Source organism: Geodermatophilus sp. SYSU D01106 (genome assembly GCF_054049995.1).
This window is the reverse complement of sequence record NZ_JBJGYM010000016.1, coordinates 1-13822: the sequence shown is the minus strand read 5'-3', so window position 1 is coordinate 13822 and position 13822 is coordinate 1. Positions and strand designations below refer to the sequence as shown.

Here is a 13822-nt window from a genome sequence, read left to right as displayed (position 1 = left end):
ACCCCGGGGGCACGGGATCCGCACGGTGCCGGGCCACCGGGGTACAGCGGTCGGTCAGAGTTGCAAGTGGAGCCGGAGCGCGTCGTCGAGGGCGGCCATCGCCGCCGCGGGGACGCGGCCGAGCACGGCGCCCACGCGCTCGACCGCGACCGCGCGTACCTGTTCTGCCTGCGCCTTGCTGTCGACCCGGAGGCCGGTGTCCTCGGCAGAGAGCAGGGTCTGGAAGGGGAAGACCCTGGTGGTGTTGCTGGTGACCGGTACGACGGTCACCACACCCCGCCGGAGCCGGTCGGCCACCGCGTTCGCCCGGTCGTTGCTGACGACCACCGCGGGTCGGCGCTTGCCCGCCTCGCTGCCGCGGACGGGCTCGAGGTCGACGAGCCGGATCTCACCGCGGAGCATCGTCCAGCCCGTCGCCCGTCGTCGTCTGCCACACGGCCTCCTCGCCCGAGGTCTGCCACTCCTCCCACGCCGCGGCGTAGTCGTCCTCGAGGTCCGGATGGCGGAGCAGCCGGATCGCGTGGTGCAGGGCCGCCGATCGGGACCGCAGGCCGGCCGACCGGGCGTAGTCGTCGAGGACCGCGACGTCCTCCTCGGTCAAGCTCACGCTCAGCTTCACACCGCGATGCTACCCGGGTAGCACGAACCGCGGCGGTGGATGCAACCGAGGGGTGAGGTGATGTGCAGCCGGGGCGTGTCCGGGGTCCGCACCGCACCCCAGCCGCACATCCCCTCCGGTCAGGACGCGCTCAGACGCGCAGCTGGTCGTCGTCGCGGGGTCCGTGCAGGGTCGGCTCGGGCGCCGGGACGGCGGCCTGCGCGCCCGACCGCAGCAGCGTCGCGAGTTCCTCCTCGGACTCGACCGCCTCGCCGCGGGCGACCATGCCGGCGTGCTCGGCGAGCGGGATCTCGCGCAGCAGGAACGACAGCAGCAGCGCGACGGCGAGGACCGGCACCAGGTACCAGAACACCGGGGCGAGGGAGCCCGCGTAGGCGTCGACGATCGCCGTCCGCAGCGGCTCCCCGGCCGCGTCGACCGCCGAGGGGACCAGGGTGTCCGGCGAGCTGATGCCCGCGGCGGCCGCCTGCGGGGCGTTCGCGGTCAGCGCGCCGGTGAGGTTCTCCGCCAGCCGGCTGGTGAACAGCGTGCCGAAGACCGCGACGCCCAGGGTGGCGCCCACCTCGCGGAAGTAGTTGTTCGTGGAGGTGGCGGTGCCGATCTGGGTGGCCGGGACGGCGTTCTGCGCGGCCAGTACGACGTTCTGCATGATCAGCCCGAGCCCGCAGCCGAGGGCGAAGAACATCGCGCCGATCACCCACAGCGACGTCCCGCCGGTCAGCGTGGTCATCCAGACCATCGTCGCGAGGATGACCGCCACGCCAGCGACCGTGAACCGCTTGTACCGGCCCGTGCGCAGGATGACCGCCGCGGAGGACTGGATCGTGAGGATGATCCCGGCGGTCATCGGCAGCATGAGCAGGCCGGAGCCCGCCGCCGAGAGGCCGGAGCTCATCTGCAGGAACGTCGGCATGAACGCGATGGCCGAGAACATGCCGAGGCCCACGGCCATGCCCATGGCGGTGGCGACGACGAAGGTCGGGTTGCGGAACAGCGTCAGCGGCACGATCGGCTCGACCGCGCGCCGCTCGACGAGCACGAACACGACCGCGCAGACGACGAACGCCGCGGCGAGCGCCAGCGTCCACGGGTCGGTCCAGCCGTCGCTGCCGCCGAGGTCGGTGAACAGCACCAGCGACGTCGTCGTGGCCGACAGCGCGACGATGCCGGCGACGTCGAGCGGGGTGGTGCTACGCCGGCGCGGCAGCGACAGCGCGAACCACCCGATGAGGAACGCGCCCACGCCGACCGGCACGTTGATCCAGAAGCACCACTCCCAGCCCAGGGCCGCGGTGTCGGTGAAGAAGCCGCCGACCAGCGGGCCGGCGACGGCCGACAGCCCGAACAGCGCGCCGATCGGGCCCATGTACCGCGCGCGCTCCCGCGCCGGGACGATGTCGGCGATGATCGCCTGCGACAGGATCATCAGCCCGCCGCCGCCGAGGCCCTGCACGCCGCGCCAGAAGACGAACCAGCCGAAGTCGGGCGCCAGCGCGGCCCCGACGCTGGCCACGGTGAACAGGCCGATCGCGACGAGGAACAGGGTGCGGCGACCCCACAGGTCGCCGAACTTGCCGTAGACGGGCATGACCAGCGTGGTGGCCAGCAGGTAGGCGGTGGTCACCCACGCCATGTGCGAGACGCCGCCGAGCTCGCCGACGATGGTCGGCATCGACGTCGAGACGATCGTCTGGTCGAGGGCGGCGACGAGCATCCCGGCGAGCAGCGCCGAGAAGATCACGTTGATGCGGCGCCGGGTCAGGACGATGGGCGGGGCGGTGCCGTCGGGCGGCGGGTTCACTCGTTCTCCACGGGTCGTGCGACGGTGCCGCGGGCGCGCGGCACCGGGGGGCGAGCGGACGGCGCCGGCCGCTCGGGGGATCAGGGGCGCGGGGCGGGCAGCCCGGCGGCGAGCACGTCCCAGGCCTCGTCGACGAGGGCGGGCAGGGACTCGGTGAAGTCGCTGGCGAGCCAGGCGTGCAGGGCGGCGCGCACGGCCACCCCGGACACCGCGGCGAGCAGCGTCGGGTAGAGGTCGGCACCGACGGTGGTGCCGGTGCGGACGGCGATCGCCTCGGCCAGGGCCCGCTCGGCGGAGCCGAAGACCGCGTGCAGCCGGGCGATCAGGACCGGGTGCTCGTCGATGACCCGCAGCCGCAGCGGCCACAGAGTCTCGGGCTCGCTGGCCATCTCGGCGGCCTGCTGGGCGTGAACGGCGCGCAGCGCCTCGACCGGGGACTCGTGCGCCGGCCGCGCGGCGAACCGCTCGGCGGCCTGCCCGACGGCGGAGGCGTCGATCCCGACGACGGCGTCGTCCTTGGTCGGGAAGTAGTTGAAGAAGGTGCGCGGGGAGACGCCGGCCCGGCCGGCGATGTCGTCGACAGAGACGCCGTCCAGGCCGCGCTCGGCCACCAGCTGCAGCGCCGTCTGGTGCAGCGCCAGGCGGGTGGCGAGCTTCTTGCGCTCGCGCAGGCCGGAGGTCACCCGCTCATCATCGCCCGAAAGGTGCAGTCAGTGCAAAGTTGCGCGTACTGCACGGCGTGTCGATCGGCGTCCTGGCGCACCGCCGCGCGTCCTGGCTCACCGCAGACCGCGAGTCAGGACGCAGCACGATCAGGCCGCCTGATCCTGCTGCGTGTCGCTCAGTCCCGGTCGCGCTGCCGCTCGATCGCCTCGAGCACCGTCTTGCGGCCCTTCCCGAGGTCGCGCTCGGCCTTCTCCGCGCGGTCGAGCTGGGAGTCGCCGTGCATGCGGCCCACCGCGCGCTTCGCCTCGTCGGCCTTCGCGTCGAGCAGCTCGGCGGCCTTCCGCGCCTCCCTGGCGGCGTCGGTGTTGGCGACGTGCTGCTCCTCGCCGTGCCGCTTGCGGGAGTCGGTGGCGCGCTTCTCCTCGTCGGACAGCAGCTCCCAGGCGGCGTCCGGCAGGTACCGCTTCGTGCCACCGGAGCCGCGGGCGCGGTCGCCGCCGTCGGCGGTGTGCCAGTCCTGGCCGGTCCACTCCTGCAGGTGCCGCTGGGACTCGGTGCGCTCGCCCTCGTGCACGTAGCCGCCGCCCTGGGCCTCGTACTCGTGCGCGAGGAGCTGGCTCTTGCGGGCGCTCCACTGGCCGGGCTGCCCACCCCGGTCGCCGGCCTTGATCTCCTCCTTGAGCCGCTCGCGCAGCTCCGGGTCCGTGTAGTCCCTGGCGTAGTCCTCCGCCGACTTCCCGCTCATGGGCCGGGGGTACCCGATCCGGCGTGAAGTCATCCGGCGGAGCGCGACCGGTCCACCTCCACGTGCGGCCGGGACTGCCACCGCGCCCAGTCGGCGCTCACCTCGCCGGCGGTGCGCAGCAGCGCGGGCAGGTGCTCGGCGAGCAGGACCTCGGTGGAGGTCTCCGCGGCGTGCACGGTCACGTTCATCGCCGCCCGCACCGCGCCGTGCCCGTCGCGCACCGGGACGGCGACCGACCGGACCCCGGGCGCGAGCTCCTCGTCGGCCAGCGCCCAGCCGCGGGCGCGCACCTCCGTGAGCTCCTCGCGCAGCTGCTCGGGCGAGCGCCCGATGTAGGGCGGCAGGCCCGAGCGGCTCGGCTGGGCGAGGACGGCGTCCAGCTCCCCGGCCGGCAGCGCGGCCAGCAGCACCTTGCCCTGCGACGTCTGCGCGGCCGGGAAGCGCGTGCCGATCTCCACGCGCAGGGTGATCAACTTGGGCACCGAGACCCGGGCCACGTAGACGATGTCGGACCCGTCGAGCTGCGCCATCGACGACGACTCGCCGGTGCGCGCGACCAGCGCCTCCAGGTGCGGCCGGGCGACGTCCCACAGCCCCAGCGCGCCGACGTAGGCCATGCCCAGCGACAGCACCTTCGGCGTCAGCGAGAACGTCCCCCCGGCCGACCGGACGTAGCCGAGCTCCTCGAGCGTGAGCAGCAGCCGCCGCGCCGTCGGGCGGGCGAGCCCGGCGGCCGCGGCGACCTCCGACAGGGACATCGCCGGCCGGTCGGCACCGAAGGAGGTGAGCACGTCCAGGCCGCGCGCCAGCGCCTCGACGAAGTCCGGCCCCTCACCGCGTCCGGCCACCGTTCCCCCTCAGTGCTCCCCGGCCAGGTGCCGCTCGAAGGCCTCCTCGCGGGCGGCGTGCGTGCTCTCCGAGCGGAAGTCGGTGTACTGGTACGGGTTGTCGAGCACCTTGCCCTCGGGCAGCTCGGGGTCCATGCCCGACTGCCACACGTCCTCGCCCATGTCGGCGCGCAGGTGCTCCACAGTGGCCTCGACCTCGCGCCGCACGGCGGCCAGGTCGACGCCGACCAGCCGGTGCTCGGACTTCACGACCCGGCCGTCCACGAGCACGGTGTGCACGTCGCCGCGCTGGGCCTGGAACGCCACGTGCCCGTAGGGGTGCAGGAGGGGGGAGGACACCGGAGACGCGTCGTTCTTGAGGAGCACGACGTCGGCCTTCGCGCCCGGCACCAGTCGGCCGAGGTCGTCGCGGCCCAGCGCCGTCGCCCCGCCGCGGGTCGCCCACTCCACGACGTGCTGCGCGCGCAGCGCCAGGTGGGTGACCGTCTCGCCCTTGAGGTGGGCCTCGAAGTGCTCGCGGGAACGGTCGGCGCCGAGCGTCGTGCGCATCGCGGAGAACAGGTCGCCGCTCCACCACACGCTGGTGTCCATCGACAGCGACACCGGGATGCCGTGGGCGCGCACCTGCCAGGTGGGCGGGTAGCCCTGCCCGGCGCTCTGCTCGGACTCCGTGGACACCGAGATCGACCCGCCGGTGGCGGCGATGCGGTGGTAGCTGTCGGGGGACAGCGAGGCGGCGTGCACGTAGACGGTCTCTGGGGTGGCGAAGCCGTGCTCGTGCATGAGCCGGATGCCGTCGTCGTTGGTGGCGCCCCAGACGCCGGCGTGCGTGGTCACCGGCAGGCCGAGGTCGCGGGCCACCTCGAACGCCGCCTTCTCGGGGAAGGCCGGGTCGCCGGTGACGTCGAAGGCGAGCTGGACGTCGAACAGGTCGCCGGCACCGGTGCGGCGGCGCTCGAGGAAGGCCTGCACGGCCTTGTCGGCGGTCCACTCCCACGGCGCGGCCTGGATGTTGCCGTAGGCGAGCACGTACCGGCCGGGCACCGACTGCAGGGCGTCCACGGCGGCCTCCGCGTGGTCGACCGTCTGCAGCCCGTGTGACCAGTCGACGACGGTGGTGACGCCGGCGTCCAGCGCCTCCACGGCGGCCAGCCGGTTGCCGGCGGCGACGTCCTCGGGGCGGAAGCGGCGGCCGTGCTCGAGGTAGTACCAGACGAAGTACTGGGTGAGGGACCAGTCGGCGCCGTAACCGCGCATCGCCGTCTGCCACATGTGCCGGTGGGTGTCGATCATCCCGGGCATCACGATGCCGCCGGTGGCGTCGACCTCCTCGGTGCCCTCGGGGACCTCCAGCGCCGGCCCGACGGCGGCGATGCGGTCGCCGACGACGAGGACGTCGGCGTCGCGCAGCACGGTGCCGGCGTCGTCCATGGTGAGCACCGTGCCGCCGCGGAGGACGACGGGGCGGCCGGCCTGCGGGGCGGGGGTCTCGGGCTGGGTCACGGAGGTCTCCTCGGACGTCGGGCGACGAGAGCGGACGAGCGTCCGTCCAGCGGACGCGAGCTTGGATCGGCGTCACCCTGCGCGTGACCTGCCGCACATGTCAAGCGCAGGGTGGTGCGGTTGACACAGGTCAGGACCGGTGCCCAGGATCGGCGCCACCGGCGGACGCCCGTCCGTGCCAGCGGCACCCGAGCACGAGGAGCGCGGAGCGACGATGACGGCAGGACCGGCCGGAACCGGCGCACCGCCACCCTCGGGCCCGCTCGCCGGGCTGCTGGTGGCCGACTTCTCCCGCATCCTCGCCGGCCCCTACGCCACGATGTTGATGGCCGACCTCGGCGCTGAGGTGGTCAAGGTCGAGGGGCCCGGCGGCGACGACACCCGCACCTGGCAGCCCCCCGTCCGGGACGGCGTGTCCACCTACTACCTGGGCGTCAACCGCAACAAGCGGTCGGTGGCCCTGGACCTGAAGGACGACGCCGACCTCGCCGCCGCGCGCGAGCTCGCCCGCCGCGCCGACGTCGTGGTGGAGAACTTCAAGCCCGGCGGCCTGGCCCGCTTCGGCCTGGACTACGACTCGGTCGCCGCGACCAACCCCGCCGTCGTCTACGCCTCGATCAGCGGCTTCGGCAGCGGCCCCGGCGGGCGCTCGCTGCCCGGCTACGACCTCATCGTGCAGGCGATCTCGGGCCTGATGAGCCTCACCGGCGACCCGGACGGCGACCCGTACCGCGCCGGCGTCGCCGTCTTCGACGTGATGGCCGGGCTGCACGCCACCATCGGCGTGCTGTCGGCGCTCAACGCCCGGCACGCCACCGGGCGGGGCCAGCACGTCGAGGTCAACCTGCTCGCGAGCGCGCTGTCGGGGCTGGTCAACCAGTCGTCGGCGTTCGTGGCCGGCGACGTCGTCCCGTTCCGGATGGGCAACAGCCACCCGAGCCTGTTCCCCTACGAGCCGCTGCCCTGCGCCGACGGCGACCTCATCGTGACCGCCGGCAACGACGGCCAGTTCCGCAGGCTGTGCGAGGTGCTCGGCCTCCCGGAGCTGCCCGAGGACCCGCGCTTCCTGCACAACGAGGACCGCACGGCCAACCGCGAGGAGCTGCGGCCGCTGCTGGTCGAGCGGCTGCGCACCCGCACCAAGATGGAGTGGTTCCGCGACATCATCGCCGCGGGCGTGCCGTGCGGGCCGATCAACACGATCGACCAGGGCGTCGCCTTCGCCGAGGAGGTCGGCCTCGACCCGGTCGTCGTCGCGGGCGAGGGTGCGGCGGCCGTGCCGTCGATCCGCAACCCGATCCGCTTCTCCGCCACCGCCGCCGAGTACCGGCTGCCGCCGCCGGGGCTCGACGAGCACGGCGCGGAGATCCGCCGCTGGCTGGCCGAGGGGGAGGAGACGCCGTGAGCGCGGAGGAGGGCTACCCGACGGCGCTGGGCGCCTCGAGCCGGGAGTCGATCACCCTGCTCGGCACCGACCTCGCCCGCGACGTCATGGGCAACGTCGGCTTCGGCGAGCTCGCCTTCTGGCTGGCCACCCAGCGCCGGCCCACCGCGGGGGAGACGCGGGTGTTCGAGGCGGTGCTCGCCGCGCTCGCCGACCACGGCTTCACCCCGACGGCGATCGTCACCCGGCTGACCTGGCTGTCCGCGCCGGACTCGGTGCAGGGCGCGCTGGCCGCGGGCCTGCTCGGCGGCGGCTCGCGGTTCCTCGGCGTCACGGAGGACTGCGGCCGCTTCCTGCACGGGGTGCTGGCCGCCGCCGGGGAGCTGCCGACCGACGACGCCGGCTGGGACGCCCTCGCGCTGGAGACCGTCACCGCGCAGCGGGCCGCCGGCCGGTTCGTCCCGGGCCTCGGGCACCATGTGCACAAGGACGGCGACCCGCGCACTCCCAGACTGTTCGAGATCGCCGCCGAGGAGGGCCTGGTCGGCCCGCACCTGTCCCTGTTCGCCGCGATCGGCCGGGCGCACCCGCAGGTGCTCGGGCGGACGCTGCCGCTCAACGGCGCCGGCGTCTGCGGCGCCGCGCTGGCCGACCTCGGCCTGCCGCTGGAGCTGCTGCGCGGCTTCGCGCTGCTCGCCCGCACCGCCGGGCTCATCGGCCAGCTCGCCGAGGAGATCCGGCACCCGGTCGCCAACGAGGTCTTCCTGTCGGTCGACCTGAACAACCGCTCCGTCGCCCCGGACCCGTACGAGCCCGAGACCTTGGGAGGCAGTCGTGGCTGAGCTGGCCGCGGTCATCGCATCGACCCACCACCCCTTCTACTACCGGGCGAGCACCTCGACCGGCGCCGACCGGCCGCCCTTCGCCGACGAGTGGGTGGCCAAGATCGAGCGGTTCCGGGAGACCCTGACCCGGGCCGAGCCCGACGTGCTGGTGATGGTCGGCAGCGACCACTTCCACCAGCTGTGGCTGGACAACATGCCGCAGTTCCTCGTGGGCAAGGCGCCGTTCTTCGACGCCAACTTCTACAACGAGGAGCGCGAGTTCGGCCTGCCGCGGATGACGCTGCGCGGCGAGGAGGACCTGGCCGCGCACCTGCTGCGCGACGGCCTCGACCGCGACTTCGACCTCGCGTTCTCCAACGAGCTGCGGATCGACCACAGCATCACGTGCCCGATCATCACGCTGCGCCCGCAGGCCGACCTGCCGATCGTGCCGGTCTACACGAACATCTTCGCCCCGCCCCTGCCGCAGCCGAGGCGGTTCGTGCAGCTGGGCCGGGCGATCCGGGAGATGGTCGAGTCCTGGGAGTCCGACAAGCGGGTCGCGGTCATCGGCACCGGCCACCTGAGCCTCGAGCTCGGCGGCCCGCGCCAGTTCGGCGAGCACGGGCCCGACCCGGAGTTCGACCGCAAGGCCGTCGAGTGGATCGCCTCCGGCGACATCGAGGGCTGCCTGGCCGAGGTGTCGCTGGACTCCCTGCACCAGCCGGGCAACGCCACCCACGGCTTCATGGACTTCATGCTGATGATGGGCGTGGCCGGGGAGGGCCGGAAGGCCGACCACGTGGACACCCTCGACCTGTTCCACACCATGGAGGCGTACTTCACCTGGTACCCGAACGGCGTCCCCGGAGAGGCGGCCTCGGCATGAGCCGGTACCTGCTGGACAAGTTCCTCTACACCGTCGACCGCGACCCCGAGCTGGTCGAGCGCTACCGCGAGGACCCGGCCGGCACGGTCGAGTGGTGGGAGGCCGAGATGGCCAACCGCATCCTCAACTGCACCTCCGACGAGCGCTCCACCTGGCTGGAGTTCACCGAGGACGAGCGGCGGGCGCTGCGCGAGCACGACCACGTGACGCTGTTCCAGATGGGCGCCCACCCGTTCCTCACGCTCACGCTCTTCATCGCGATGTTCGAGCGCGACCACGGGCCGCTGGAGTACCAGAAGGCCTACGGGAAGGCGATGGAGCACATCACGCTGCCCTATCCCGACATCACCACCTGACGTGCGGGCGACCTGACGTGCGCGCCGCCGTCGTCCGCGCGCCCGGGACGCCGCCCGGGCACGCCGAGCACCCCGACCCGGCCCCGGCGCCCGGCCGCAGCCTGGTCCGGGTCACCGCGGCGCCGATCGTGCCGCTGGACCTGCTCTGCGCGTCGGGCACCTCCTACCTCGGCGCCCCGTACGTGCCGTACGTGCCGGGCGTGCAGGGGGTGGGGGTCGTCGAGGAGGGTGGCCGGCTGTCGGCCGGCACCCGGGTGTGGTTCGCGACGTCGGCCGGCATGGCCCCCGGCGACGGCGGCCTCGCCGAGCGGTGCTCGGTGGCCGACGACGACCTCGTGCCGCTGACCGCCGACCTGCCCGACGCCGCCGTCGCCGCGATCGGCCTGTCCGGCGTGGCCGCCTGGATGGCGCTGACCTGGCGCGGCCGGCTGCAGGCGGGCGAGCGGGTGCTCGTCCTCGGCGCGGGCGGCGCGGTCGGGCAGGCGGCGGTCGGCGCGGCGCGGGTGCTCGGTGCGTCCCGGGTGGTGGCGCTGGCGCGGTCGGCGGCCGGACGGGAGCGGGCCCGCGCGGCCGGGGCGGACGCCGTCGTGCCCGCCGGGGGCGACGCCGGCGCGCTGGCCGCGGCGCTCGGGGACGCGCTCGGCGGCGGGGCGGACGTCGTCGTCGACCCGGTCTTCGGCGTCGCCGCCACGGCCGCCGCGCGGGTGCTCGCGCCCGGCGGGCGGCTGGTCAACCTCGGCGGCGCGTCCGGTGACGAGGCGGTGTTCTCCTCCGCGGTGCTGCGCGGCCGGTCGGCGGAGGTGCTCGGGTACACGAACAACGCGCTCACCCCGGCGCAGCGCCGCACCGCGCTCGACGCCGTCCTCGCCGCCGCCGCGGCCGGGCAGGTCGCCGTCGCGCACGAGACGGTGCCGCTGGCCGAGGTGACCCGGGCGTGGGAGCGCCAGGCCGTCGGCGACGCGGGCACCCGCCTGGTCGTCGTCCCGGAGGGGCCTTCGTAGCGCTAATGGCCCTTCGGGGCGGCGCGGACGTGGATGCGCTCGCCCTGCGGGCCGAACAGCGCGAGCACCTCGGCGGCCCGGTCGTCGGGGTTGCCCAGCCAGTGCGGGGTGCGGGTGTCGAACTCGGCCACCTCGCCGGGGGTCAGGGTGACGTCGGCGTCGCCGAGCAGCAGCCGCAGCCGGCCCGACAGCACGTAGACCCACTCCCAGCCCTCGTGCGAGCGCAGCTCGCCGGGCTCTCCGCCCCACCGCGGCGGCAGCACCATCTTGTAGGCCTGCAGCCCGCCGGGGCGCCGGGTGAGCGGCAGGAACGTGGCGCCGTGCCGGGTGAGCGGGCGCAGGCGCACGCGGGGGTCGCCGGTCTCGGGGGCGTCGACGAGCTCGTCGAGCGGCACCTGGTGGGCGCGGGCCAGCGGCAGCAGCAGCTCCAGGGTGGGCCGGCGCTGCCCCGACTCCAGCCGCGAGAGCGTGGACACCGAGATGCCGGTGTCGTCGGCGAGCTGCTGCAGCGTGGCGCCGCGCCGCCGCCGCAGCTCGCGCAGCCGCGGGCCCACCGCGTCGAGGACGGCGTCGAGGCCCGGGTCGAGGTCGGTCACGCCGTCCAGTTTGCCGTTCCAGCAATGAAGTTTGTCAAGGCGGCACGGGCGGGTGCACCGTCTCGGGCATGGACGAGACGTACGACGTGGTGGTCATCGGCGGGGGAGCGGCCGGCCTGTCCGGTGCCCTCGCCCTGGGACGGGCGCGCCGCTCCGTGGCGGTGGTCGACGAGGGGACGCCGCGCAACGCGCCGGCGCACGCGATGCACAACTACCTGGGCCGCGACGGCACGCCGCCCGCCGACCTGCTCGCCGCGGGGCGCGCGGAGGTCGCCGGCTACGGCGGGGTGCTGGTGTCCGACACGGTCACCGAGGCCGGCGGGGAGGTCGGCGCGTTCACGGTGCGCACGGCCGGCGGGCGGACGCTGCGGGCGCGGCGGCTGCTGGTCACCACCGGCCTGACCGACGAGCTCCCCGACATCCCGGGCGTGCGGGAGCTCTGGGGCACCGACGTGCTGCACTGCCCCTACTGCCACGGCTGGGAGGTGCGCGACCAGGCCATCGGCGTCGTCGCCACCGGCCCGCTGTCGCTGCACCAGGCGCAGCTGTGGCGGCAGTGGAGCGCCGACGTCGTGCTCTTCCAGCACACCGTGGGGGAGCTGCCCGCCGAGGCCGCGGAGGCGCTGGCCGCGCGCGGCGTGCGGGTCGTGACCGGCGAGGTCGCGGGCCTCGAGACCGACGGCGGCCGGCTCACCGGCGTCCGGCTGGCCTCCGGCGAGGTCGTGCCGCGCGCGGCCGTCGTCGTCGCGCCGCGGTTCACCGCCCGCTCGGCCGTGCTGGCCGGGCTCGGCATCGAGGCGGTGCCCTTCGCGATGAGCGAGGTGGTCATGGGTTCCCACGTGCCCGTCGACGCGCGCGGCGCGACGTCGGTGCCCGGGGTCTGGGCGGCCGGCAACGTCGCCGACCTGGGCGCGCAGGTGATCTCCTCGGCCGCCCAGGGCCTGTGGGCGGCGGGGCAGATCAACGCCGACCTGGTCGCCGAGGACACCCGCTTCGCCGTCGAGGTGCTGCGCGCGCAGACCGACCCGGAGTTCGGCGAGCAGTGGTGGGAGGACCGCTACCGGTCCACCGACCGCGCGTGGAGCGGGCGGGTCAACGACGTGCTGGCCACCGAGGCCGCCGACCTGCCGCCGGGCCGCGCGCTCGACGCCGGGGCCGGCGAGGGCGGCGACGCCGTGTGGCTGGCCCGCCGCGGCTGGGCGGTCACCGCGCTCGACCTCTCCCGCGTGGCGCTCGACCGGGCCGCCGCGGCGGCCGCGGCGGCCGGGGTGCCGCTCGACACCCGCAAGACCGACATCTCCTCCTGGGAGCCGGGCGAGGAGCGGTGGGACCTGGTGACGGCGTCCTTCCTGCACTTCCTGCCCGCCACCCGCGACGACGTGCTGCGCCGGCTCGCCTCCGCGGTGGCGCCCGGCGGCACGCTGCTGGTGACCATGCACGACGGCAGCGACCTCTCGCACGGCGTGCAGCGGCCCGGCCTGCCCGAGTGGTACGCCACCGGCGAGCAGCTCGCGGCGGTCCTCGACGGCGAGGAGTGGGAGGTCGAGGTGGCCGAGACCCGGCCCCGGGCGGCGCGGGCCCACGAGCGCGGTGGGGACGGCCACGGCCACGGGCACGGCGAGGGCGGCCACGGCCACGGCGGCCACGCGCACGTGGCCGACGCCGTGCTGCGGGCGCGGCGGCGTCAGCCGGCCGTGTCGCCGTCCTCGCGCGGGTAGAGGAAGCGCAGCCGGGCCGGCGGGCGGAACGGCTCCCAGCCCTCCCGGGTCTGGGCCAGCCGGTCGGCGACCAGCCACAGCACCGCAGGGTCGTGCCCCATCCCGAGGTGGCTGGCGTGGACGCCGACGTTCTCCGCCCGCGGTCCGGCCTGCTGCCGGCAGGCCCGCCAGTCGACGACGCCGTCCCACCGCGAGTAGACGGCGGTGCTCGGCGCCGGCAGCCCGCCGCCGAGCCCTCCGCGCCCGCGGGGGACGGCGTGCAGGTGGCGGTAGCGGGCGTAGGCCCGGGCGCCGGGGCTGTCGTCACCCGCCCCGCCGCCCCCGCCGGCCAGCCCGAAGGGGGAGCCCAGGCTGATCACCTGGCGGACCAGGCGCGGCACCCGCAGCGCGAGCCGCCGGGCGTAGATGCCGCCGAGGCTCTGCCCGACGATGCTCACCGGCCCGGCGTGCCGCTCCGCCAGCCGCTCCACCAGGCGGGGCAGCTCGTCGGTGATCTCCTTCGTCGGGCCGCGGTTACGGCCCAGCTCCCAGCCGACGACCGGGTACCCGAGGCCGCTCAGCCAGCGGCGCAGGGTGACGGTGGAGACGTCGGAGGCGAGCAGGCCCGGCAGCACGAGCACGCCGTGCGGCTCACCCCTCGGGGCGCCGCGCAGCAGCGGGTAGGCGAGCGCCAGCGCGCCGGCGCTGGCGGCGGCCCGCACCGGCTCGGTGGCGGCGAGCAGCGTGCGGCGCCGGTCCTGGTCGGTCACGGACCTCCGCTACCCGGCCGGGGGGGGGGGGGGGGGGGGGGGGGGGGGGGGGGGGGGGGGGGGGGGGGGGGGGGGGGGGGGGGGGGGGGGGGGGGGGGGGGGGGGGGGGGGGGGGGGGGGGGG

At 75.3% G+C, this 13822-nt stretch carries 15 protein-coding genes; 6 read left to right on the top strand and 9 right to left on the bottom strand.

Annotated elements, in window-relative coordinates:
- Positions 1-54: 54 nt before the first annotated feature.
- The 7 genes from ACI78R_RS16415 to ACI78R_RS16385 all read right to left on the bottom strand — a co-directional run bounded on the left by ACI78R_RS16415 (position 55) and on the right by ACI78R_RS16385 (position 6182).
- Entirely contained in the window at positions 55-402 is a 348-nt protein-coding gene (locus ACI78R_RS16415) for a type II toxin-antitoxin system PemK/MazF family toxin (RefSeq protein ID WP_073419267.1), read from the bottom strand.
- Positions 389-619 carry a ribbon-helix-helix domain-containing protein gene (locus ACI78R_RS16410; protein WP_073419268.1) on the bottom strand — a complete coding sequence of 77 codons (231 nt, stop codon included), beginning with the start codon at positions 617-619 and terminating at the stop codon, positions 389-391. Before ACI78R_RS16410 ends, ACI78R_RS16415 begins: the two co-directional genes overlap by 14 nt.
- 130 nt (positions 620-749) lie before the next feature.
- Positions 750-2420 (bottom strand): MDR family MFS transporter, encoded by a 1671-nt coding sequence (locus ACI78R_RS16405; RefSeq protein WP_457041486.1) that lies wholly within the window; start codon positions 2418-2420, stop codon positions 750-752.
- An 80-nt stretch (positions 2421-2500) separates the two neighbouring features.
- On the bottom strand, positions 2501-3103 hold the full coding sequence (locus ACI78R_RS16400) for an acyl-CoA-like ligand-binding transcription factor (RefSeq protein ID WP_457041485.1): 603 nt from the start codon (positions 3101-3103) through the stop codon (positions 2501-2503).
- A 158-nt stretch (positions 3104-3261) separates the two neighbouring features.
- Positions 3262-3831 carry a hypothetical protein gene (locus tag ACI78R_RS16395; RefSeq protein ID WP_457041484.1) on the bottom strand — a complete coding sequence of 190 codons (570 nt, stop codon included), beginning with the start codon at positions 3829-3831 and terminating at the stop codon, positions 3262-3264.
- A gap of 29 nt (positions 3832-3860) precedes the next feature.
- Complete coding sequence (locus tag ACI78R_RS16390; protein ID WP_073419271.1) at positions 3861-4679, bottom strand: IclR family transcriptional regulator domain-containing protein; 819 nt, start codon at positions 4677-4679, stop codon at positions 3861-3863.
- Positions 4680-4688: 9 nt separating this feature from the next.
- Positions 4689-6182: an amidohydrolase family protein gene (locus ACI78R_RS16385; protein WP_457041483.1), complete on the bottom strand. Its 1494-nt coding sequence runs from the start codon at positions 6180-6182 to the stop codon at positions 4689-4691.
- Between the two features lie 214 nt (positions 6183-6396).
- On the opposite strand from ACI78R_RS16385, the gene ACI78R_RS16380 reads away from it, so the two are divergent.
- The 5 genes from ACI78R_RS16380 to ACI78R_RS16360 are packed head-to-tail and all read left to right on the top strand — an operon-like array spanning position 6397 to position 10636.
- Positions 6397-7587: a CaiB/BaiF CoA transferase family protein gene (locus ACI78R_RS16380; RefSeq protein WP_073419273.1), complete on the top strand. Its 1191-nt coding sequence runs from the start codon at positions 6397-6399 to the stop codon at positions 7585-7587.
- Positions 7584-8408 carry a citryl-CoA lyase gene (locus ACI78R_RS16375; protein WP_457041482.1) on the top strand — a complete coding sequence of 275 codons (825 nt, stop codon included), beginning with the start codon at positions 7584-7586 and terminating at the stop codon, positions 8406-8408. The genes ACI78R_RS16380 and ACI78R_RS16375 overlap by 4 nt, the downstream gene beginning before the upstream one ends.
- A complete protein-coding gene (locus ACI78R_RS16370; protein ID WP_073419275.1) occupies positions 8401-9279 on the top strand; it encodes a DODA-type extradiol aromatic ring-opening family dioxygenase in 879 nt (292 codons plus the stop codon). Before ACI78R_RS16375 ends, ACI78R_RS16370 begins: the two co-directional genes overlap by 8 nt.
- Positions 9276-9635: a hypothetical protein gene (locus tag ACI78R_RS16365; protein WP_073419276.1), complete on the top strand. Its 360-nt coding sequence runs from the start codon at positions 9276-9278 to the stop codon at positions 9633-9635. Before ACI78R_RS16370 ends, ACI78R_RS16365 begins: the two co-directional genes overlap by 4 nt.
- A gap of 17 nt (positions 9636-9652) precedes the next feature.
- Positions 9653-10636, top strand: a complete 984-nt coding sequence (locus ACI78R_RS16360) for a zinc-binding dehydrogenase (RefSeq protein ID WP_457041481.1) — start codon at positions 9653-9655, stop codon at positions 10634-10636.
- A 2-nt stretch (positions 10637-10638) separates the two neighbouring features.
- Here the strand turns inward: ACI78R_RS16360 and ACI78R_RS16355 are convergent, their stop codons facing one another.
- Positions 10639-11232: a helix-turn-helix domain-containing protein gene (locus tag ACI78R_RS16355; protein WP_073419281.1), complete on the bottom strand. Its 594-nt coding sequence runs from the start codon at positions 11230-11232 to the stop codon at positions 10639-10641.
- Positions 11233-11300: 68 nt separating this feature from the next.
- Here ACI78R_RS16355 and ACI78R_RS16350 point away from each other — a divergent pair, with 68 nt between their 5' ends.
- A complete protein-coding gene (locus ACI78R_RS16350; RefSeq protein ID WP_457041480.1) occupies positions 11301-12950 on the top strand; it encodes an FAD-dependent oxidoreductase in 1650 nt (549 codons plus the stop codon).
- On the opposite strand, the gene ACI78R_RS16345 is transcribed toward ACI78R_RS16350, so the two are convergent.
- The gene (locus ACI78R_RS16345; RefSeq protein ID WP_457041479.1) at positions 12917-13699 is read right to left on the bottom strand and encodes an esterase/lipase family protein; all 783 of its coding nucleotides are present in this window, start codon (positions 13697-13699) and stop codon (positions 12917-12919) included. The genes ACI78R_RS16350 and ACI78R_RS16345 overlap by 34 nt on opposite strands.
- Positions 13700-13822 lie beyond the last annotated feature (123 nt).